Annotated in this window: 16 protein-coding genes; 2 read left to right on the top strand and 14 right to left on the bottom strand. The window is 61.2% G+C overall.

Annotated features, from left to right (window positions below; translation table 11 throughout):
* Nucleotide 1 precedes the first annotated feature (1 nt).
* The 4 genes from AC3RCJ_RS08570 to AC3RCJ_RS08555 form a co-directional block, all read right to left on the bottom strand.
* The gene (locus AC3RCJ_RS08570; RefSeq protein ID WP_492961742.1) at nucleotides 2-688 is read right to left on the bottom strand and encodes a LuxR C-terminal-related transcriptional regulator; all 687 of its coding nucleotides are present in this window, start codon (nucleotides 686-688) and stop codon (nucleotides 2-4) included.
* Nucleotides 685-1,377: a winged helix-turn-helix domain-containing protein gene (locus AC3RCJ_RS08565; RefSeq protein ID WP_492961744.1), complete on the bottom strand. Its 693-nt coding sequence runs from the start codon at nucleotides 1,375-1,377 to the stop codon at nucleotides 685-687. The genes AC3RCJ_RS08570 and AC3RCJ_RS08565 overlap by 4 nt, the downstream gene beginning before the upstream one ends.
* A gap of 183 nt (nucleotides 1,378-1,560) precedes the next feature.
* Nucleotides 1,561-2,199 (bottom strand): NF038129 family PEP-CTERM protein, encoded by a 639-nt coding sequence (locus tag AC3RCJ_RS08560; protein ID WP_492961746.1) that lies wholly within the window; start codon nucleotides 2,197-2,199, stop codon nucleotides 1,561-1,563.
* 10 nt (nucleotides 2,200-2,209) lie between these two features.
* The gene (locus AC3RCJ_RS08555) at nucleotides 2,210-5,203 is read right to left on the bottom strand and encodes an ExeM/NucH family extracellular endonuclease (RefSeq protein ID WP_492961748.1); all 2,994 of its coding nucleotides are present in this window, start codon (nucleotides 5,201-5,203) and stop codon (nucleotides 2,210-2,212) included.
* Nucleotides 5,204-5,647: 444 nt separating this feature from the next.
* Here AC3RCJ_RS08555 and AC3RCJ_RS08550 point away from each other — a divergent pair, with 444 nt between their 5' ends.
* The gene (locus tag AC3RCJ_RS08550; protein ID WP_492961750.1) at nucleotides 5,648-6,376 is read left to right on the top strand and encodes a PEP-CTERM sorting domain-containing protein; all 729 of its coding nucleotides are present in this window, start codon (nucleotides 5,648-5,650) and stop codon (nucleotides 6,374-6,376) included.
* 147 nt (nucleotides 6,377-6,523) lie between these two features.
* Here the strand turns inward: AC3RCJ_RS08550 and AC3RCJ_RS08545 are convergent, their stop codons facing one another.
* From AC3RCJ_RS08545 to AC3RCJ_RS08535, 3 genes are all read right to left on the bottom strand, one after another.
* Nucleotides 6,524-7,546, bottom strand: coding sequence for a TIGR03790 family protein (locus AC3RCJ_RS08545; protein WP_492961751.1), 1,023 nt, complete (start codon nucleotides 7,544-7,546; stop codon nucleotides 6,524-6,526).
* Between the two features lie 139 nt (nucleotides 7,547-7,685).
* Nucleotides 7,686-8,264: an FxDxF family PEP-CTERM protein gene (locus AC3RCJ_RS08540; protein WP_492961753.1), complete on the bottom strand. Its 579-nt coding sequence runs from the start codon at nucleotides 8,262-8,264 to the stop codon at nucleotides 7,686-7,688.
* A gap of 87 nt (nucleotides 8,265-8,351) precedes the next feature.
* On the bottom strand, nucleotides 8,352-8,909 hold the full coding sequence (locus AC3RCJ_RS08535; protein WP_492961755.1) for an FxDxF family PEP-CTERM protein: 558 nt from the start codon (nucleotides 8,907-8,909) through the stop codon (nucleotides 8,352-8,354).
* A 434-nt stretch (nucleotides 8,910-9,343) separates the two neighbouring features.
* Between AC3RCJ_RS08535 and AC3RCJ_RS08530 the strand changes: the two genes are divergently transcribed.
* The gene (locus tag AC3RCJ_RS08530; protein ID WP_492961757.1) at nucleotides 9,344-9,727 is read left to right on the top strand and encodes a serine O-acetyltransferase; all 384 of its coding nucleotides are present in this window, start codon (nucleotides 9,344-9,346) and stop codon (nucleotides 9,725-9,727) included.
* Between the two features lie 25 nt (nucleotides 9,728-9,752).
* Here AC3RCJ_RS08530 and AC3RCJ_RS08525 read toward each other — a convergent pair whose 3' ends face one another.
* Genes AC3RCJ_RS08525 through AC3RCJ_RS08495 form a run of 7 tightly spaced genes read right to left on the bottom strand, consistent with a single transcriptional unit; the run spans nucleotide 9,753 to nucleotide 20,001 of the window.
* On the bottom strand, nucleotides 9,753-11,207 hold the full coding sequence (locus AC3RCJ_RS08525) for a mannose-1-phosphate guanylyltransferase/mannose-6-phosphate isomerase (protein WP_492961759.1): 1,455 nt from the start codon (nucleotides 11,205-11,207) through the stop codon (nucleotides 9,753-9,755).
* A complete protein-coding gene (locus AC3RCJ_RS08520; RefSeq protein ID WP_492961761.1) occupies nucleotides 11,204-12,385 on the bottom strand; it encodes a nucleotidyltransferase family protein in 1,182 nt (393 codons plus the stop codon). The genes AC3RCJ_RS08525 and AC3RCJ_RS08520 overlap by 4 nt, the downstream gene beginning before the upstream one ends.
* 42 nt (nucleotides 12,386-12,427) lie before the next feature.
* The gene (locus AC3RCJ_RS08515) at nucleotides 12,428-13,711 is read right to left on the bottom strand and encodes a glycosyltransferase family 4 protein (RefSeq protein ID WP_492961763.1); all 1,284 of its coding nucleotides are present in this window, start codon (nucleotides 13,709-13,711) and stop codon (nucleotides 12,428-12,430) included.
* Nucleotides 13,692-15,002: a nucleotide sugar dehydrogenase gene (locus AC3RCJ_RS08510; protein ID WP_492961765.1), complete on the bottom strand. Its 1,311-nt coding sequence runs from the start codon at nucleotides 15,000-15,002 to the stop codon at nucleotides 13,692-13,694. Before AC3RCJ_RS08510 ends, AC3RCJ_RS08515 begins: the two co-directional genes overlap by 20 nt.
* Before the next feature lie 18 nt (nucleotides 15,003-15,020).
* Complete coding sequence (locus tag AC3RCJ_RS08505) at nucleotides 15,021-17,015, bottom strand: heparinase II/III family protein (protein WP_492961767.1); 1,995 nt, start codon at nucleotides 17,013-17,015, stop codon at nucleotides 15,021-15,023.
* Between the two features lie 9 nt (nucleotides 17,016-17,024).
* Nucleotides 17,025-18,893 carry an asparagine synthase (glutamine-hydrolyzing) gene (asnB, locus tag AC3RCJ_RS08500; protein WP_492965359.1) on the bottom strand — a complete coding sequence of 623 codons (1,869 nt, stop codon included), beginning with the start codon at nucleotides 18,891-18,893 and terminating at the stop codon, nucleotides 17,025-17,027.
* Between the two features lie 25 nt (nucleotides 18,894-18,918).
* Nucleotides 18,919-20,001, bottom strand: coding sequence for a glycosyltransferase family 4 protein (locus AC3RCJ_RS08495; RefSeq protein ID WP_492961771.1), 1,083 nt, complete (start codon nucleotides 19,999-20,001; stop codon nucleotides 18,919-18,921).
* Nucleotides 20,002-20,056: the final 55 nt, after the last annotated feature.

Genomic DNA, 20,056 nt, shown 5'->3' with positions numbered 1-20,056 from the left:
GTCAGCCGGCCAGCAGGCGCAGCGCGATGCCGCGCGAAACGGCTTGCGTGCGGTTGCTCACGCCGAGTAATTTGTAGATGCGCTGCAAATGGCTTTTCACGGTCCAGCCGCTGATGCCGAGGATCTGTCCCACTTCCTCGTTACTTTTTCCTTCACGCACCCAATGCAGGATTTCCAGCTCGCGCGCGCTGGCCGTGCGCGCCACCGAGGCGCCGGGCGGCAGCGCCCGCTCCTTGCCGTGCAGCGCCAGCCAGTGCAGGTGCAGATACGGCAACAGCAATTCCAGCACATACGCCTGGCGTGCCGGGTCCGGCAGCGGCGTCGAGAACAGCGCAAAAAAACTGCCATCCGCGCCCGTCGTCGCACTGCCGTGTACCAGGACATCGCCGATGATGGCGGCCTTTTGCCCGTCCGCGCGCCAGGCCCGCGCCAGATGCGCCACCTGGCCCTGGCGCGGGTCGCAGAGGCGGTACAGGGCGGCACGATCGAGCACGGCGCTATGCCACGCCTCGCTGCGCAGCACCGCGCCATCGTGCCCCAGCTGCGCGCAGACCAGTATGGCGTGCGGCAACAGGGCTTGCAATGGCCCCTGGCTCCACAGGAAGAAATCGCTGGGCGCGGCGATGCCGTGCGCGGCAGTGATGGCATGCAACAGGTATTCCTGTTCCCGCCCGTTCAGCAGGATCATGCCCCCGCCGCCTGGTAGCGGTAGCCGCTGCCGCGCACCGTCTCGATATGGTGGCCGCAGCCGCCCGGCTGCAAGGCGTGGCGCAAGCGGCCCACATGGGCATCGACCGTGCGTTCATCGAGATAGGCGCCCTGCCCCCACACCTGGTCCAGCAGCTGCGCGCGGCTGTGCACGCGGCCCGGATGGCCCATCAGCACGTGCAGCAGCTTGAATTCCACGCGGCCCAGGCTGAGCGGCATGCCGCCGGCCATCACGCGCAAGGTGTGCGGGTCGAGCCGCAAAGCCGGCGCGGCAAGCGCGCCGCGCAGCGCCGATGGCAGGCGCCGGCGCAGCAGCGCATGCACGCGGGCCAGCATTTCGCGGGGAGCGAACGGCTGGCAGATATAGTCATCGGCGCCGCTTTCCAGCGCCTGCACCTTGTCCTGTTCACTGTTGCGCGTGCTGCTCATGATGATGGGCAAGTCGCACAGCACGCCATCGAGGCGCAGCTGGCGCAGCAGCGCGATGCCGGACAGGTCCGGCAAATCCCATGCCAGCATCAGCATGTCCGGCGCCTGCAGCGCCATCAGGGACAGCGCGCTGCGCGCATCGCGGGCACAACTGACGCGGTGGCCCGCGAGCGTCAGGTTGTGCGCCATCAGCGCCTGCATGGCTGGCGCATCTTCAAGTACGAGAATATGGGCTGGCATCGGGGCATCCTCAAAAAAGTTGGCGGCAAGACTAGACTTGCCGACAAGTTTTTGACTATGCATCAAGCGTAAACCGCTGACCAATACATTTTAGTTTCCTGATTTATAGCTATGGCGAATAAATGCGCAAGAAAAAACACAGCGAACCGAAGTCCGCTGTGTCTTGAGGAAAAACGCCCGTGCTTACGCTGCCGGCAGAGTCTGGCGGCGGCGCAGGGCAAAGCCGATCAGCGCCAGGCCGCCCGTGAGCATCATCCACTCCGACGCTTCCGGCACGGCCGAGATCGATGCGATGCCGGCATAGGTGCTGCCGGCGATCGCGCCAGGCAGGCCGCCGGTGACGGGCGTGAGCTCGAACTGCACCAGGTTGCCATTGACGTTGCCCAGGTAGGACGCTGCCGTGGCGTCGAGCAGGCCCACGCCGAACGTCGTGCCCGCGTTGCCCGCCGTATGCAGGAAGTCGCCGCCAAAGACGATGTTGAAGCCGAACTTGCCGCCCAGGGTCACGTTATGAAACCAGTCGTTGTAGCCACCGCCATTGCCGAAGGTCAAGGTGCCGGGCAGGCTGCCGCTGACATTGCCTTCCTGCGATTCCAGCGCGCCAAACGCGCCCGTGAACTGGCTCAAGGTGGCGGTGGCCCCCGGTGCCGGGCTGTTGCCGGCGATAAAGGCAAAGTCGAGGAAGCCGGCACCCGAAAACTGGCTGGTGTCGATTTCCACGTGGTAGCTGAGCGGGCCAGCCAGCGCCAGGCTGGAACTCGCGGCGAGCAAGGCGGCCAGCACGGCGCGGCGCAGGGTGGGATTGAGTGTCGTTGTCAACATGGTCGTGTCCTTAGAAATTGCCGGCGAAGATGCTGGCGGAATAGTGGATCGTCACTTTGGACGGATTGCTGAAGCTGACGGCAAACGAGGCCGTCGCGCCCGGCGCCAGGCTGGCCGCGTTGACGCTGACGTACGCGGCACCCGCATGGCTGCCGCTGGCATTGGCCAGGGTCACGCCGGCCGGCAAGCCGCCGAACAGCACCTGGAACGGCCCGCTCAAGGCGCTGCTGCCCGTGTTGGTGAAGGCAAACGTGCCCGTGTACTTTTGCGTCGCGCGGTTGTACGTCAGGCCCGAGCTGGCGACCGAGACGGCGGCCGTGATGTCGCGGTAGGCGGGCTGCAAGTCCAGGCTGATGACGACCGGGTCATGGTCCGAGGCGCGGTAGGGCAAGGCGTTATACAGATCCTGCGGCTTGGCCGCATCGATGTTGTAGTCGATCACTTCCGGCTCGTCCGCGTTCACATGCCATTCGGCAACGCCGACCACTTGCGGGCTCAGCGAGGCGCTGGCCAGCGCATGGTCGAGGTAGCCGCTCTGGCCGCCGAACACGTACGAGTACGGCATGCCGGACGGACGCACGAAACGCTCGAGTTCATTGACGAAACCGGCACCCGTGATGACCTGGATCGGATCTTCCGCGCCATACGAGTTCAAGTCGCCGATGACCAGCACGTCCGCGTCGCCGGCGGCGGCGGCCACCTGCGGCACGAAGCTGCCCACCAGGCGCTGCGCCTGCTGCACGCGGGTGGCGTTCCAGCAGCTCTGGCTATCGTTCTGGTCCGCATCGACGCCGCCGGACGGGCAGCTGCCCTTCGATTTCAGGTGGTTGACGACCAGCGAGAATTTCTCGCCATTCGCGGCGCGGAAGGTCTGCGCCATCGGCGGACGGTTGTTGATGGCGTTGGCGTCCGACAAGGCGCCGCCGACAAGACCGAGCTTGGATGGCTTGTAGATCATGGCCACGCGGATGGCATCCGTGCCCGTGGCGGCTGGCTTCGGCACCACCGCGTACGTGACGCCGCCGATGGCCGCGTTGAGCTGCTCGACCAGGTAGGTGACGGCCGTCTCGCCATTGTTCTGGATCTCCATCAAGCCCACCACGTCCGCGTCGATGGCTTTCAGCTCGGCCACGATCTTGTCGCGCTGGCGCACGAATTCGGCCAGGTTGTCGGCGCCGCGGCAATTGCTCTTGCTGGTCGACGAACCCACGGTGCAGCCCTGCCCCGTCTGGCCAAAGACGTTGTTGCCATTGGTAAAGGTCGTAAAGAAATTCAGCACGTTGGCGCTGGCCACCTTGACGTTGCCTGGTGGCAGGTCCGGCCCTGCCGTGCGCGGGTTGTCGCGCGAAAACTGTGGCGCTTGCGTCGGCTGCAGCTTATATGCGGCGCCGCCGCCGCCGATGGCGCCGAAGTCCACCACGCCCGTCAGGTCGGACACCGTGTCGCCGCTGCGCACGGTGCCATCCTGGCCGATATACGGTATCGTCGACGGCTTGACGAAGATGCCATCATCGAGCACGATCAGATTGTTTGCATTGGCCGCGATCAAGGCTTGCGCCTCGGCGGAGCGCGCCGGATGGCGGTTGGTCGGCACTTCGCGCCGGCCCGCCGACAAGGTCAGCTCGCCGCGCGCGCCCAGGTAGGCGTTTTGCGACACGGTCAACGGCTGCGTGAAACGCACCAGCATGCCTTCGACGGCAGCCAGGTTCTCGTTCGGCAAGGTCACATTCGTCGGCACGATGCTGTGGCCCGCGCTTTGCGTGAGGATGGCCGTGACGTCCTTCAATTCCGTATACGAATTCCTGGCGCCCGATGGCGTGTATTCGAACACCGTGCCCGTCACGCGCACCAGTTCGCCCGGCTGCACGGTCGTGGCGCTCGCGCCCGTGTAGACAAAGATGCCGTCCGACGTCGACGGGTCGCCGTCGCCGGCCGCATCCTGGATAAAGAAGCCGGTGCCCACTTTCAGGGTCACCACGCCTTGCGTCGTCTGCACGGAATTGGCGTAGGGGCTGCTGGCACCGGCGCCCTGGATTTGCGGGATCGTGTGGCTGATGGCCGCGAGGCCCTGCACGGCGACATCGACCTGGCACGAGGCGGTTTGCTGCTGGTCGTTGCTGAAACGGACGATGACAGGATAATTGCCTACCGGCACGCCCGCCGCCACCTGCAGGCTGACGCTGGCGCTCTCGCCGGCCACGCCGGCGGCGCTGAAGCTGGCCAGGCTGATGCCGGCCACGGCAGGCGAGGTCAGGACGGCGGCATTGACGACGCCATCCGCGTCGGAGGCGCGCAGCACGGCGTTGCCGCCATTGCCCGCCGCCAGCGCCAGGCTGGCGGGGCACGCGGTGACGATCTGCTGCACGACGGGACCGCCGCAGACGTGGCGCTCGGACGCCGTATTGCGCGGCGTCACGCTGCCGGCGGCAAAATCGGCGCCATTGTCGTCCGTATCGCTGCAGCCGCCATGCGCGCGCAAGATGGACAGGGTATTCGACGGCGCGGGCGCCACGCTGCCTTCAAAGCCATTGGCCGTGCCAAAACCGACCAGGTCGATGACGGCGGCGCCTGTCGGCGCGGCCCCCACCTGTGCCGTCTTACTATTGCTCAACAACACCTTGCCCGTCGTGCCCGACATGGTCAGGCCGCCCGTGGCGTCCGGCGCAGGCAAGTCGAGCGTGCCGCCCGCGCCCTTGGCTTCCTGCACCAGCAAATACTGGCCAGGTTGCAAATCGATAGCGGGCAAGGCCGTCACGGCCCAGCTGGTATTGCCGGCCGCGCCATACTGCACGCTCCAGTTGCTCAGGTTCACGGGGCTGCTGCCGCGGTTGAAGATTTCAATGAAATCGTTGCGGTACAGCGCGCCATTGTTGCCGCCGCCGCCATATACCTGGCTGATGACGATATCGGAAGCGGCCAGGGCCGGCACGGTCAGGCTGGCCAGCAAGGTGGCCATGACGGTCAGGCGCAGGGGCGTACGCAGGGTGAAGTATGGGGTGTGCATGAATATCCTGGTCGGTAAAGAAACAACGCCAGCCCCAACGGCATGGGCCGGCGCAGCGCAATTAACAAAATTATTTCAAACTTGTTATTTGCATATTAAAGGCCCGGGATGACGACTTGATGACATTTGATTAAGCCGAACGGAGTAAATCCCCTTTACACTCCCTGATTTGTACGTAGCTTTTAAGCAACAAAAAAGTAATCAGCACAACTCTTGCAGGCACGCCCAAGGGAAATGTGATATATTTCATGCAAATAAGTTTTTCTCCTGATAAGTAATCAATATTGCCAGTGAGACAGAAATCGCAGGGCAGGCCCCATTCACGCCTCGCTCTTGAAATGCCGGTTCATTCATGCTCACAACATTTGCATGCCTGACGCCGGCGCTAATCGCCTTCCGTATGCGCATACGCATGCAGCGGGAGACTCGACCAAGAGATACGCCATGTTAAAACGTGTAAGCCCATTCCATCCTCGCACTGTGGTGCTCGGCGTGACTTTGATGTTGTGCAGCGGCTTGCTGCAGGCACAAAACCATGAGGCACAGGATGACAGCAGGTGCCAGGCAACCAATAACGACAATCTGGCGGGCAAGAACGCCGACATGGATGGCACGTATAACGCGTGCCGCCTGGTGAATGGCAAGATCGGCTATGCGAGCCGTCCGAACACAGGCAACAGCGAAAATCCCGGCTTCGACAAGGATAATGCGACGCCCAGCCTGCGCAAGCCGCAATTCGATAATTCCAATCATCAACTGAGCAATCCCTATGATGATAGCAACACCGTAGCCAGCGGCGGCAACGGTCGACGACTGCGAGCCTATGCCTCTCCGAACTTCGGCGCGCGCGATTTCATAGCCCAGCCAGAAGATGAAAACCTGTTGCCGGAAGCCGGCGGCTATCGCGGCGGCCAGCTCGCGTCCAGAGCGGCTCCGGAATATGCATCGCTGTTGCGCCGCTCGCCGGAAACAGGCTCCGATAGCGGTTACACAGAAGGTGGCGCGGGTGGCGGTGGCGCAGGTGGCGGCCTCGATAGTGGCGGCAGTGGCGCCATTCCGAATGTCCCGACGATCCCTGCCGTCCCGGAGCCCTCAAGCTATGCCATGATCGTTGCAGGACTCGCGCTGATGGGCTTTGCGGCACGCCGGAAGCGCGCAAAAAAAACACTTTGAGAATGCCGGCACCGTGCTGGGCAAATACATTTTTTCCTTGCGCGCAGTGCGCAGCAGTAACCACCCATCTTGCTGGCGAACGTTGACAGGTGCGGCTTACAGCAGCCGCACCGGCCAGCACCTTTTCATTCCCCCATCAACACCATCTCAGCGCCGGAAGGCCGCATACGGCGCCGCGAGGGGATCTCCGATGAACAAGCCTTGCGCCGGCCACGCCACACTCCCCCAATATGCTTCCAACGCCGTCATGCCCGCCAGGTAACGGCGTAGAAGCACCGTTGAATTGGGAAATTTCTGCCAGTAATTGCACGGTTCGCTGACGGTGCCGTAACTGGCCGTGGCCCCCGCCTCCAGCCAACGCTGGCTGCTCATCTGCGCCGCCCCCTGCAAATCCCCGCCAAACGAAGTCAGGTGATCAGCCAGGGCGCCGGGCAGAAAACGCAAGGTATCGAGTTTGGCAACCTTCGCCATGCCCGTCTGGTACACCATGATATCCTGCGCCCCCTCCAGGCTGTCCGCCTTCAGGTTCTTGATGGTCAGCTTGCGCTGATGCACAACGCCGGGCGGCGGAAAAAATCCGGCGCGGCTGTTGCGTGCCCCTTCGCTGGTCGTCAGGTAATAGGCGCTGGCGACAGGCACGGAAAAACCGCTGGCCGTGCCACGGTCCACCACTGCCTTGGCCTCTTCCACAAAATCGATGGGCAACAGCATCGACAGACGCATGCCCATCTGCGCGAACGGCTGCTGCACATTGCTGTTGAAATACGTACTGGGCTTGCCAGCGCCGCAGGTCTTCGCGCACTGCCCCGCATCATAGCCCAGTGTAAAGGCGGCGGTAATGGAGTTGCATTCGACAGCATACGGCGCGCTCCACACCATCAGCACGGCCTGGATGCCTGGCTTTAATTGACCGTCAATACGTTCCTTCAGCTGCGAAAACTGCTCCGCACTGAGCTTGCGGGGACGGTTGGGTATATTGACGTGTATCACATTCGCCACGGGAATGGCATGCGCATGGCGATAGTACTCGCCGACTTCAATGCTGTTCGGCTCGGCATCGTTGATGACGATGGCCAATTGCGACGGCTGCAATCCTGGCGCCACGGGCGGCGCATCGGCATGCGCGAGTCCGGCGGCCAGCATCAGCGAAAAACAGAGAAAGTTACGCAATGGTGAGTATCGTCCGGTGAGGTGGAATCGAAGCCGCCACATGGCAGTGCCAGCTATGCCGGCTGATTATAGCGCCATGTAATGGACAGGCGAAAAAAATGGAGGCCGCAGCCCCCATTTCTTGTATTCAAGTGCGCGCTCAGGCTTGCAGCTTGCGGCGGCGCACCGCGAAGCCCACCAGGCTCAGACCTGCCAGCAACATGCCATAGGTTTCCGGCTCAGGTACCGGCGTCACTGCCAGATTGCCGCTATAGCTGCCACCCGCGCTCGAAGCCACATAGCCATCGATCTGCAGGAAGTAAATACCTGCAGCCAGCGGCGTACCGCCCGATGCCAGGCTCCACGCCTGGTCTTGCGCCGTGTAGTTAATCAGATCGAGGGTGCCCTGAAACAGAACGCCGCCGGCATTGCGCAAACTGAAACCGGTCAAGGTCAGGCCGGAATTGGCGCTCGGCTTGAGCGACGTCGCCAGTGCGCTCAAGTCATTGAAACCCGTCACGCTAAAGGTATATTTATCGCTGAAAAAGTTGTTTTGCGCGCCAGCCAACTGGCCAGGCGCCAGCGAGAAGGAACCCAGCAGCTCAGCGCTCGAATAGTCGAGCAAGTCTTGCGTCAGATCTAACGGCGCATGGCTGATATCGACCGGGGCGGCATAGGCCGCCAGGCTGCTGCCGGCGAACATGGCTGCCACGAACAGGGATTGAAGAAATTTTTTCATACTTTTCACCAAGAGTGCTGCGGCCAGCTCAGGCTGGCCGCGGGATAAAATGCAAATGGAAAGGCAAGCGGACGTCGTTTGCCGTGCTCAGCTGGCATTCTGCCGGCGGCGCGCCATGAAGCCCAGCAGGCCCAAGCCGGCAAGCAGCATGGCATAGGTGCCTGGCTCAGGCACGGCCGATACCAGGCTGCCATTGGCGCTGAAGGCGGCACCCGTGTTCGACACCACATTGCCGCTGACTTTCAGGTAGTAGGAGCCGGCGGCCAGATTGGCGTATGACAAGGTCCACTTGTCGTCAATGCCGCTCAGCAGCTGATCGCCGCCCAGCAATTGCGTATTATTCACGCTGCTGTACAAGCCAAAGCCCGTCAGGTTCAGGCCATTCAGGGCGCTGCTGCTGCGCGACGTCAAGACCACGCTCAGATCGCTTGCGTGCGTCACATCAAATGAAAACAAATCATTGAAGAAATTGTTTTTCTGATTATTCTTGAACTTGTCGCTAAACGTCAGCGAACCGCCGGCTGACATCTTCACGGCACCTGGCAGCGAACTGATGTCCACCGGCGCGGCAAAAGCCGCCTGCGAGAATACAGCTGAACCGGCAAACGCCAGCGTTGCGAGCACCGAGCAAATATTTTTCTTCATGCGATCCCACCGAATGTGATTGCGGATGACGCTGCACCCACATGAATTTATCTTATCAAACCGAGCATCATAATAGCATAAAGTAATTCTTTATTGTACTATTTCTAATTAAAAATATTCTTACGGCATCACCTTTGGTAGACTTGAAATGCTGTTTTACCACCATAACACTATGGACAAGGTTATAATTATTAGAATTTTAATAATGTATTTTAATACATGGAGCTCACATGTCAGCATGGATGGAACTGAAGGCAGATACCTATCGGCAATATGGCCGGAGCAGTACCCTGTTGACGCTTCAGGCAACAATACGCAATAGACCATTTCGCGTTTTGGCGACGGCCCGGCTATGCCAGAGGGCGCACAGCGCTGGAGGCGTCGGGAAGCTATTGCTGCCAGCATGCAAACTGCTGCATCGGTGCGCAGCATCAATGGCAGGGGTGGATTTCCCCTGGCAAACAAAAATTGGCGCCGGCTTTGCCCTGAATCATGGCTGGGGGATGGTCATGAGCCAGGGCGCGATCATTGGCCGAAATGTAACGTTATTTCATGGCGTAACGCTTGGGCGGCGTGACCGCATCAGCGCAGATGGACAGCGCGTCACGGGTTACCCGATACTGGAAGATGAAGTATGGGTCGGTCCGCATGCGATCATCACGGGCGGCATCACAATCGGGCGCGGCAGCCGCATCGCGGGCGGCGCCGTCGTCAGCGAAAACGTCCCGCCCCACTCCATCGTTGCAGGAAATCCTGGAAAAATCGTCAAGAGCGACTGCGTTGCCGACGTCATGCATCCGGCTCCGCTTGACGAGTAGTGCACCGCACAGCCCCGGACGCACATCAGACGCGCCGGTAGACATCCTCCAGCCGCACGATGTCGTCCTCCCCAAGATAGCTGCCCGACTGCACTTCAATCAGATGCAGCGGCAGCTTGCCCGGGTTTTCCAGCCGGTGCGTCATGCCGATCGGAATATAGGTCGATTCGTTTTCCGTCAGCAAGCTCACCTTGTCGCCGCAGGTGACGCTGGCCGTGCCGCTGACGACCACCCAGTGTTCCGCGCGGTGGTGGTGCATTTGCAGCGACAACTTGCCACCCGGATTGACGGTGATGCGCTTGACCTGGAAACGCTCGCCAATGTCGATACCCTCGTAGCTGCCCCAAGGGCGGTATACCTTGCGGTGCTGCACGTGCTCGCTGCGCCCCTGCTGCTTCAAATGGTCGACCACCTGCTTGACGCGCTGCACCTGGTCCTTGTGCGCCACCAGCACGGCGTCGTCCGTCTCCACCACGATCAGGTCCTGCACGCCCAGCACGGCCACGATGCGGCTTTCCGCGCGCACCAGGCAATTGCTGGCGCCATCGAGATACACGTCGCCGCGCACCGCATTGCCGCCGGCATCGCGCTGCTGCACTTCCCACAGGGCCGACCAGGAACCGACATCGCTCCAGCCTATGGATGCCGGCAGCACCACCGCATGCGCGGTATGCTCCATGACGGCATAATCGATCGAATCGGAAGGACAGGCGGCAAAGGCCTTTTCTTCCAGGCGACAAAAATCGAGGTCGCGGTAACCGTTGCGCACGGCCTCCTCGCAAGCGGCCAGCATGGCTGGCTGGAATTGACCCAGTTCGCTCAAGTAGCGTTCGGCACGGAACATGAACATGCCGCTGTTCCAAAAATAATTCCCAGCCGCAACAAACGATTGCGCCGTCGCCAGATCCGGCTTTTCCACGAAACGCTCGACGCGGCAGCCTGGCGCACCGGCGGCCACCGGCGCGCCGCTGCGGATATAGCCATAGCCGGTTTCAGGTCCCGTCGGCACGATGCCGAAGGTGGCCAGGGCACCGTCCACGGCCAGCACCGCCGCCTCCGTGATGGCATGGTGAAACGCCGCAACATCGGTGATGACATGGTCGGCCGGCAAGACCAGCATCAATGCCTGTGCATCGATGGCCTGCAGGTATTGCGCCGCCACCGCCACGGCCGGCGCCGTATTGCGCCCCACCGGTTCGAGCAGGATGCCCAGCGGCGCCAGGCCGATCTCGCGCAGCTGCTCCGCCACCATGAAGCGGTGATCATTGCCGCACACCACCAGCGGTGGCATGACTTCGAACGCAGCCACGGCGCCATCGCCGGCGCGGCGGTTCGGCAAGCTTTGCACGCGCAGCGCCGTCTCCTGCAGCATGGTACGGTCCGTGACCAGCGGCAGCAATTGCTTGGGCAACACGGCGCGCGACAGCGGCCACAGCCGGGTGCCGGAACCACCGGAGAGGATTACGGGATAGATTTTCATATGTTCAATTCTTCTTCGACGTTGAATTTACTGGCATACAGCGCAACAGAGGCTTCGACGCGACGCCGGTTGCGCCGGTCGCGCGCATTGCCCCAGGCATCAGGGTCGTAGTCGGACACGTGGCGCATCTCGCCGGCCCGGTCGACGCTGTAATCCTTGAAGACGATCATCTCATCGAGCACGACGCCAGGCAGCACGCGCGTGTATTCGAACAAGACGCTACGCACCACTTCGGCGCCGCTGCACACATGGCTGCCATGGCCGATCCAGGTAGGCCCGATAATGGTAGAGCCCGCTTCGATGCGACTGCCCGAGCCGATGTAGACGGGGCCTTCGATGCGCGTGCCGCCACTCCAGTCGATGCTGGTGTTCAAGCCGACCCACAGGCCGTCATCGATCTGGATGCCGGGCACGTCGAGCTGGGCCACCTCCCCCATCAGCACGCTTTGCAGCACTTCCCAGTAATCCTTGACGCTGCCGATGTCGATCCAGTTGTAGTTGCGCTTTTGCGCATAGAACGGCAAGCCCTTTTCCACCAGCAGCGGGAACAACTCGGAACCGATATCGAACGGACGGTCGTTGGGAATCAGCGCCAGCACTTCCGGCTCGAAAATGTAGATGCCGGTGCTGACGCAATTCGACAGCGCATCGGCCTGCTCCGGCTTTTCCTGGAAGGCGCGGACGCGGCCGTCCGCATCGCTGACCACCACGCCATAGCTCGATACTTTTTCCCACGGCACTTCCAGCGTGATCACCGAGGCCAGCGCGCCCTTGCGTCGATGCTCGAACAAGGCCGATTTCAGATCCAGATCGATCAGGGCGTCGCCGCACAGCACGATGGTCGTCTCATCGAAGAAACCGCCAAATTCCTGGATCTTCTTCATGCCACCTGCCGACCCCAGCGGTTCCGGCACGACCTCGCCCGCATCGTTGGTATAGCCTTCGAACGAATAGCCGATCTGCACGCCGAACTGGTGGCCTTCGCCGAAATACTCTTCGATCTTTTCATGCAAATAACTGACGTTGACCATGATTTCAGTCACGCCATAACGGGCCAGGTGCTCCACCAGGTAAGCCATCACGGGCTTGCCCAGGATGGGGATCATCGGCTTGGGCAAATCATAGGTCAGCGGCCGCACGCGCGTGCCCTTGCCTGCAGCTAAAATCATTGCTTTCATCGTCGCTCCGTCAGGATTGGTTATGGGTGGTCAAGCAGCAAGTTACTGGCCATCCTTGCGCAAGGTCACGGGCGTGCCCGATGCGGCACTGGCCGGGACGACGCCGGGAAACAGGCGCGCATAGGCCGCCAGCAGCTTCGGCGCCTCGTACTCCCACTCCAGTTCGTTGACCACGCGATGGCGGCCAAAGGCGCCCATCTGCTCGCGGCGGGCCGGGTCATCGAGCAGTTCGACGATCTTGCGCGCCATGTCAATGGGGTCGTTCTTCAGTGCATACAGCGATGCCTGCTGCGCCGAGACCTTGCCCTCGACCAGGTCGAACTGCACGATCGGCTTGCCCAGGGCCATGTATTCCATGATCTTGTTCATGGTCGACTTGTCGTTCATGTCGTTGGCCACGTCCGGGTTCACGCAGACATCGGAGGTATTGAGCATTTCCAGCAATTGCTGGTCCGGCACGCGTCCCGTGAAGGTCACGTAGTCGGCGATGCCCAGGTCCTGCGCCATCTGCTTCATCTGCTCGAGCGAGGTGCCGCCGCCGACCAGGCCGAACTGCACGTCCTCGCGTTTCAAGGTCTGCACGATGTATTGCGCCGCCTGCAGCAGCAGGTCGATGCCTTCCTGCGCGCCCATCACGCCCACGTAGCCGACCAGGTAGGCACGACCTTTCTTGAGTTCCGGCACGGGCGGCAGCACGCGCAGGCGGTCCAGCTTGGGTCCGCTGCGCACCACGTAGACATCCTCGGGCTTCATGCCGCCCCGTTCGATGGCAATCTTCTTGTACGACTCGTTGGTGGCGATCGACACGTCGGCGCTCTGGAACGACCAGCGCTCGAACAGCACCATCAGCTTGTAGAAGAAATCGCGCCGGCCGAACTTGGCTTCGTAGAGTTCCGGGTTGATGTCGTGGTGGTCGAACAGGAAACGCTTGCCCATCGTCAGCTTGAAGAAGCCGCCGATGAGGAACAGCAGGTCGGGCGGATTGCAGGCGTGAATCACGTCGAAGCCGCGCGCGAAATGCACTTTCCACGCCAGGCGGAAGGTGTGGAACAGCGCCAGCGAATACTCCACCAGATACCCCTTGGCCCCTTCCGCTTCCAGCGGCAGGTGGTAGCGGTAGATATGGATGCCGTCGATGGCTTCGTAGCGCGACTCGTAACCCTTGCCCGTAGGACAGATGATCGACACGTCATAGCCATTCGCATGCAAGGTGGTCGCCTCCTGCCACACGCGCCGGTCGAACGGCGAAGGCAGGTTTTCCACCAGGATCAGGACGCGCCGCGGCGTGCCGCCAGCACTGCCAGCCTTACCAGCAGATGCCGTCATATTGCTCTCCACTTTGTTCCTTGCTGATGCGCACCAGGTCGACGATGTGCTGGTGCGGCTTGAGGCTGTCTGGTACGGTCTTGAATTCCGCCGCGCCATTGCCGATGACGATGGTGTCGGCAAAGTCCAGCACTTCCTGCATCGAGGTAACCATCAGCTTGGAAATGTGCGGAATGTGGTTCAGGATGTAATCCTGGTTGGCGCCCGTCAAGGCGGCCAGGTTGACGTTCTTGTCGTACAGTTTCAGCTCGTAGCCCTTGCCCAGCAGATACTCGATGACATCGACCAGCGGCGACTCGCGCAGGTCGTCCGTGCCGGCCTTGAACGAGAAACCCAGGATACCCACCTTGCGGGCGCCCTTGTCGACGATCATCTTGACGCCCTTTTCCACTTGCCGCTGGTTCGACGGCAGGATAGAGTTAAGCAGCGGCAAGTCCAAGTCCAGGCTGCGCGCCTTGTAGGTCAGCGCGCGCACGTCCTTCGGCAGGCACGAGCCGCCAAAAGCGAAGCCCGGCTTCATGTAGTACGACGACAGGTTCAGCTTGGTGTCCTGGCAGAAGATCTCCATGACCTTGTGGCCATCGATGCCGACGGCCTTGCAGATATTGCCGATCTCGTTGGCAAACGCCACCTTCACGGCATGCCAGGTGTTGTCGGTGTACTTGACCATCTCGGCCGTCTCGACGTCCGTGCGCACCAGCGGCGCATCCATCTTGGCATACAGCTGCACCAGCAGCGCGCCCGCCTTCTCGTCCGATTCACCGATCACCGTCTTCGGCGGGTTGTAGTAATCGTAGACGGCCGTGCCCTCGCGCAGGAATTCCGGGTTGTTGCACACGCCGAAATCGACGCCTGCCACCTTGCCCGACGCCGCCTCCAGGGTCGGAATCACCAGCGAGCGCATGGAGCCGGGCAGCATGGTCGAACGCGCCACGACGACGTGGAAGCTGTCCTTTTCGCGGATGGCGGCGCCGATTTCCTGGCACACCTTGCGCACGTGGCTCAGGTCCAGGTTGCCATTGAGCTGCGACGGCGTGCCCACGCAGATGAGCGACATGTCCGAGCCGAAAACGGCATCGCGCACGTCCGCCGTGGCGCGCAGATGGCCGCTTTTCACGGTGGCGGCGATCATCTCGCCGATGTCTTTCTCGATGATGGGCGTCGTGCCCTGGTTGATCAGGTCGACCTTGGTCTTGTTCGGGTCGACGCCGATCACTTCATGCCCATCCGTTGCCAGGCAACCTGCCGAGACGGCACCTACATAACCCAAACCAAATATGCTAATTTTCATGCTTTCCTCTTCATTTTCTTACAGATCAGGAGTATTCAATACCACGCGAAATACCGTGCGCAGCGTGGTCGTTCCGTGCAGCTGCCCGCGCCAGACCAAGGTGGGCGAAGCCTGTTTTTTATCGAAGTGATGCGCAATCCATCCCATAGGCGGCCGTTCGCTGCCACTCACCAATTGCGCCGAAGCAAGTGGCAAGTCTGGCAACTGCATGGCAATCTCGAAAGCCGTGCCCAGCACCCGCAGCCCATTCCCTTCCAGATGCAGCTGGCATTGCGGATCGAAATGCCAGAACAACTCAACCTCATGCGTGCCATGACACTCGAGCACGTCTTCCACCACGATACTGACCGCCGCGTGAGACACGCGAACATCGCGCCGGTGCGACACCGGATCTTTCAAGCCCATGTAACCGTCGTGACTGGCACTCCAGTACTGGCCATCGGCATCCTCGCGCCAATCGAGGCAGCGCGCCCGGGCCTTGCGCAGCCAGAGGAAATTGCCGCCCGATTCAGACTGATCGACACCATCGATGCGCACCGTATTGTGCGCACTGGTACCGCGGAAATAATCACGCCACTGTTTTTGCGTGTGATAGGCATACGTACCCGGATCGACCAGTACCGCCTGGCCGGCAATGGACAAGGTCAGCGCCAGGGCGTCGGCATGGCCATGCGCGGCGATTCCCAGATAGCCGAGCGGCCCCGCATCGGCAATCAGGCGTATTTCGGTACGCGTGTCGAAGCCGCTGCCCATCAGGTAGTACCCGCCGTCAGGAAAACAGCGCGGCAATGCCACAGCCGCGCCATCGGGCAGGGCGTCGAATGCGCGGCGCCCCGCATCGCCCAGCAACCAGGCACTCTTGTCGTCAAAGAAGTCGGCCTTGCGCTTGAAGTCGGCGCGCCCAAACAGCGCCGCGCCGCTGGCCAGCAGCGAGGCGTACGGGTTGGCCTTGCCGGTCTTGTCCCAATTTGCCAGTTGCGCATCGTCGGCATCGCCTATCATCGGCAACTGGCCAGCCACGTTCATCATGGCGGCAATAAATTCCAGCATGACTTCCAGGCGCTGCTCGAATGCACCCGAGCGGGGCCGGCCATTAGCCCTGCCTACCAACAAGCACAGCAGCATCTCGTCGGCCACCGTATGCTGGTAGTAAATGGCCTGTTCACGATTGACGCCGTCTGGGCCATTCTGTTTCAGCGCCTCCGCTTCCAGCTCCGCTTCCGTCTGTGCCAGCCAGGCGGCACTTTCCGGCCAGCAAGGCCACGTCAGGGCCGCCACATGCAAACCCGTCAATTCGCCGAACAAATGGTTGTTGGCCGACGAGTGGCGCGAGAAATGCCCGGCGATAAAATGGCAATGCTGGTAGATACTGTCGAGCCAGCGCTGCAGGAAGGCTTGCCCCGCGGTTCCCTGGAACAGGGGACTGTCGGGTCCGCCCAACAAATGCCAGGCATGCGACCAGCTGACCAGGCGCAAGGCCAATTCCAGCGCGCTGCTCCAGTTGGGCCCCAGCGGATATGGGCATTGCTGCCACCACGATTCCAGCAAAGCCTGCACAGCCTGCGCGTAGCGCAGTTCGCCACTCAGCCGATAGGCCATCGCCAGATCCGTCAGCGCCAGATGGCGGTTCGGCTCCCACAGGCATTTGATATCGCCCACCACCGCTTCATCGCGATAATTAAGCGTCTTGCCAAAACCGAGTGGCGCCAGTGTGCCCGTCTTCGGATCACGGTTCCATTCAGGCGGAAAACCCAGGTTGACATCACGCAAGGCGAACACGTCGAAACGGCCGGACAGGATACGCTCGGCGGCAGCCAGGTACGGCGAGCCGTCTGCTGGCAAGCCCAGCCATGACGCGCCAAAACGCTGACGCGAAGGTGGCGCTGGCGCATGCGCGAGGCCAAAGCCGCGCGCCTGCAAGCGCTGCTGCACGGCATCACGTACGCGGTGCGCCACCTCCGGCGCCCCCATGGCACGCAGGCGGTTCAGCTTCCAGGACAAATTACTCAGCATGGCCGCATCTCACAGATACTGGCGATGCCAGATTTCCAGGGTCAGCAAGCTCCACAACAACTTCTCGTGGTTCTGCCGTCCGCCCACATGCTCGGCCAGCACCTGCTGCAGCGCCGCCGGATGATAATAGTGGCGCGTGCGCGAAGCAGCGCCCGTCAGGTGCTCGTACAGGTAATCTTTCATCGGGCCGCGAAACCATTCATTCACGGGCACGCGGAAGCCCACCTTGGGCCGTTCCAGTATAGCCTGCGGCAACAACTGCTTCATCGCCTCGCGCAATATCCATTTGGTGGTGCGGCCACGCACGCGGTAATCATCGGGCAGGCTGGAGACAAAGGCCGCCAGTTCGTGGTCCATGAAGGGCATGCGCGCTTCCAGCGACGCGGCCATGGTCATGCGATCGCCCCGTTCCAGCAGATTGTCGGGAAGCCAACTCAACTGATCGAAGCAGAGGATACGGCGCAAGGCGCTGTTGCCGGCGCTGCCACAGCCCAGGGTGGCATCGCGCGCGCGCACTGGCGCCGGCATGGCCACCAGGCGCGCGCGCTCCTGATCGGACATCATGCCAAACCAGCGCGGCATACGTTCGTCGAACGCCTCCAGGCCCAGGTTGACGATGGCCGTCTTGGCGCGGCGGAAGCGATATGGCAAGGCGCCGATGGCCGGCTCGATCACGCCGCGCCGCAGCAAGCCAGGCAATTGTTGATAGCTTCCGGCATAGCGTTCATACACGTGCTTCGGATAGCCGCCCAGGATTTCATCGGAACCTTCCCCCGTCAAGACCATCTTGACCGTTTTGCGCGACTCTTGCGCCAGCAGGAAGATGGGAATATCGGAAGGCTCTGCCACGGGAGCGTCGCGGAAACGCACGAGCTGTGGCAGCAACTCGATCACCTGGTCAACCGACACTTCCAGCTCATGGTGATCGGTCTTGAACTGGCGCGCGATATCGGCCGCATATGCCAGTTCGCTGAAGCCGCCCTCCTTGAAGCCGACGGAGAACGTCTTGACGGGCATCTCCGTATGGCGCGACATCAGCGCTACCACGGCGGAAGAATCGATTCCACCCGACAGGAAGGCGCCAAACGGCACATCGGAAATCATGCGGATGCGTACCGATTCGTCAAGCTTGTCGAGGAAGGCGGCGACGGGATCGGCAGGCAATGGTAGGTCTGCGCGGACACGGCTGTCGGCTGGCGTGAAATACACTTGTTCGCGCAGCACGCCATTTTCCCATGTCAAGGTGGAGCCGGGCGCGAGCTTGCGTATGTTCTTGAACAGGGTCGCCGGACCTGGTACATAGCGGTAGGCAAAATAGTCCCAGATGGCCGCTTCGTTGGCCTCGGCCACGACGCCAGGAAAGGCCAGCACGGCCTTGATTTCCGAGGCGAACAGCAAGCCGCCCTCATGTTCGGACAGGAACACGGGTTTTTTGCCGAACGGGTCGCGCGCGATGAACAGGCGGTCGTGACGCGCATCCCAGATTGCGAAGGCAAACATGCCGCGGAAATGCCGCACGCAGTCCTCGCCCCATTGTTCATAGGCATGCACGATGGTTTCCGTATCGGATGCCGTACGGAAAGTATGGCCCAACGCCATTAATTGCTCGCGCAGCGGCTGGAAATTGTAGATCTCGCCATTGAAGACGACTTGCACCTGGCCATCCTCGTTCCCCAGCGGCTGGTGGCCGGTGGCGATATCGATAATCGACAGGCGCCTGTGCACGAGGCCAACCCGATACCGCCCGTCGCTGCTGGCAACATCGAGTATGCCGGTGTCGTCGGGCCCCCGATGGGCAATCGCTGCGCCCATCGCCGTCATGATGTCACGCTGTCCGGGAAAGGATGCAGGAAGAAGGAAACCAGCAATACCACACATGAATAACAACCTCTTGAAAGTAGTCTTAGCGACGCAAAGCGCCATAGGTATCACGGAAGTCTTGCGCCAGCCGCTCAAGAGAATAATAACTCTCGATGCGCTGGCGGCATGCTTGGCCCATGCGTTTCAGCAACTCGCGGTCATTATCCAGACGCAAGATAGCTTGTGCCAGTGCATGGGGATCGTGCGGTGCCACAAACAGGCCATGCACGCCATCCTGCATCACATCAGGAATTGCGCCTACAGGACATACCACAGCTGGCGTACGAGCGGCCATGCTTTCCAGTAAAGCATATGGCAATCCCTCATGATGTGTGGGGAAACCGAACACATCAGCGCACTCCCATAGCTGGTCTTTTTCCTGACCAAACACTGGCCCCAGGAAAGTGACGCTATCCTGCAAAGCCAGTTGGACCACCTGTGCCCTCAAGTCAGCCTCGGCAGGTCCGCTGCCAGCTATTCTCAAGATCACCCTCACGCCAGCGGAACGAACCAAGGCCAACGCTGCCAGCAATTCAAACACCCCCTTGCTTTCGGCCAGCCGCCCCACATATACCAGCAACAAGGGTCGTGCATGCACCTGTTTGCCCTGTGGATCAGCGACCATATCGATTGCATTCGGGATCACCTTCAGCGGCAGTGCTTGGTCGAACTGCCGATAAGCGTGCAACTCCCGCTGCGCCAACAACACGATCGCGTCCACCGAGCGCAACACCCTGCGCAACAAACCAGTGGGCACAGGACGATTACCGAAAAACACTTCTGGCAATGCGCCGCCGTGTACTTGGTACAAGACTCGCCTGCCAGCCAGCTTGGCAATTAGCACATAGACTATATCGCGCCAGTAACTCTTTTGCTCCATCGACGTGTTCACGTGAACAATGTCGGGCCGCACCCGAACAAGCGCGCTCGCAAATTGAAACGGACTGATCAGGAGCCGTAGCAGCTTTCCCGCCGCCGACTCGCCACGCCCTTCGCTACCGACCTGAAAATGCACAAGATCGAAATCATGAGACAAGCTGGATCGGTACATCTGATTTAAGTGGGTACTCACACCGCTGACTGCGCTCAGCGAAGGCCCTAACAGCATTACAGTAGTCATTTTCATATTATAAATTATTTTTTTATAATCTAGTCAACTAAACATGTGCTGGGTGTGCAAA

It is taken from the genome of Janthinobacterium sp. GW822-FHT07H11 (genome assembly GCF_058798615.1).
The sequence above is the reverse complement of the archived record's forward strand: the minus strand, read 5'-3'. Positions and strand labels throughout refer to the sequence as shown.

What these genes read in the sequence shown, in the direction of transcription:
- AC3RCJ_RS08560 (WP_492961746.1), bottom strand. Translation starts at nt 2,199, where the DNA reads ATGTTGACAACGACACTCAATCCCACCCTGCGCCGCGCCGTGCTGGCC.
- AC3RCJ_RS08565 (WP_492961744.1), bottom strand. Translation starts at nt 1,377, where the DNA reads ATGCCAGCCCATATTCTCGTACTTGAAGATGCGCCAGCCATGCAGGCG.
- AC3RCJ_RS08540 (WP_492961753.1), bottom strand. Translation starts at nt 8,264, where the DNA reads ATGAAAAAATTTCTTCAATCCCTGTTCGTGGCAGCCATGTTCGCCGGC.
- AC3RCJ_RS08525 (WP_492961759.1), bottom strand. Translation starts at nt 11,207, where the DNA reads ATGAAAATCTATCCCGTAATCCTCTCCGGTGGTTCCGGCACCCGGCTG.
- AC3RCJ_RS08510 (WP_492961765.1), bottom strand. Translation starts at nt 15,002, where the DNA reads ATGAAAATTAGCATATTTGGTTTGGGTTATGTAGGTGCCGTCTCGGCA.
- AC3RCJ_RS08555 (WP_492961748.1), bottom strand. Translation starts at nt 5,203, where the DNA reads ATGCACACCCCATACTTCACCCTGCGTACGCCCCTGCGCCTGACCGTC.
- AC3RCJ_RS08495 (WP_492961771.1), bottom strand. Translation starts at nt 20,001, where the DNA reads ATGAAAATGACTACTGTAATGCTGTTAGGGCCTTCGCTGAGCGCAGTC.
- AC3RCJ_RS08570 (WP_492961742.1), bottom strand. Translation starts at nt 688, where the DNA reads ATGATCCTGCTGAACGGGCGGGAACAGGAATACCTGTTGCATGCCATC.
- asnB (WP_492965359.1), bottom strand. Translation starts at nt 18,893, where the DNA reads ATGTGTGGTATTGCTGGTTTCCTTCTTCCTGCATCCTTTCCCGGACAG.
- AC3RCJ_RS08520 (WP_492961761.1), bottom strand. Translation starts at nt 12,385, where the DNA reads ATGAAAGCAATGATTTTAGCTGCAGGCAAGGGCACGCGCGTGCGGCCG.
- AC3RCJ_RS08550 (WP_492961750.1), top strand. Translation starts at nt 5,648, where the DNA reads ATGTTAAAACGTGTAAGCCCATTCCATCCTCGCACTGTGGTGCTCGGC.
- AC3RCJ_RS08530 (WP_492961757.1), top strand. Translation starts at nt 9,344, where the DNA reads ATGGCAGGGGTGGATTTCCCCTGGCAAACAAAAATTGGCGCCGGCTTT.
- AC3RCJ_RS08515 (WP_492961763.1), bottom strand. Translation starts at nt 13,711, where the DNA reads ATGACGGCATCTGCTGGTAAGGCTGGCAGTGCTGGCGGCACGCCGCGG.
- AC3RCJ_RS08505 (WP_492961767.1), bottom strand. Translation starts at nt 17,015, where the DNA reads ATGCTGAGTAATTTGTCCTGGAAGCTGAACCGCCTGCGTGCCATGGGG.
- AC3RCJ_RS08535 (WP_492961755.1), bottom strand. Translation starts at nt 8,909, where the DNA reads ATGAAGAAAAATATTTGCTCGGTGCTCGCAACGCTGGCGTTTGCCGGT.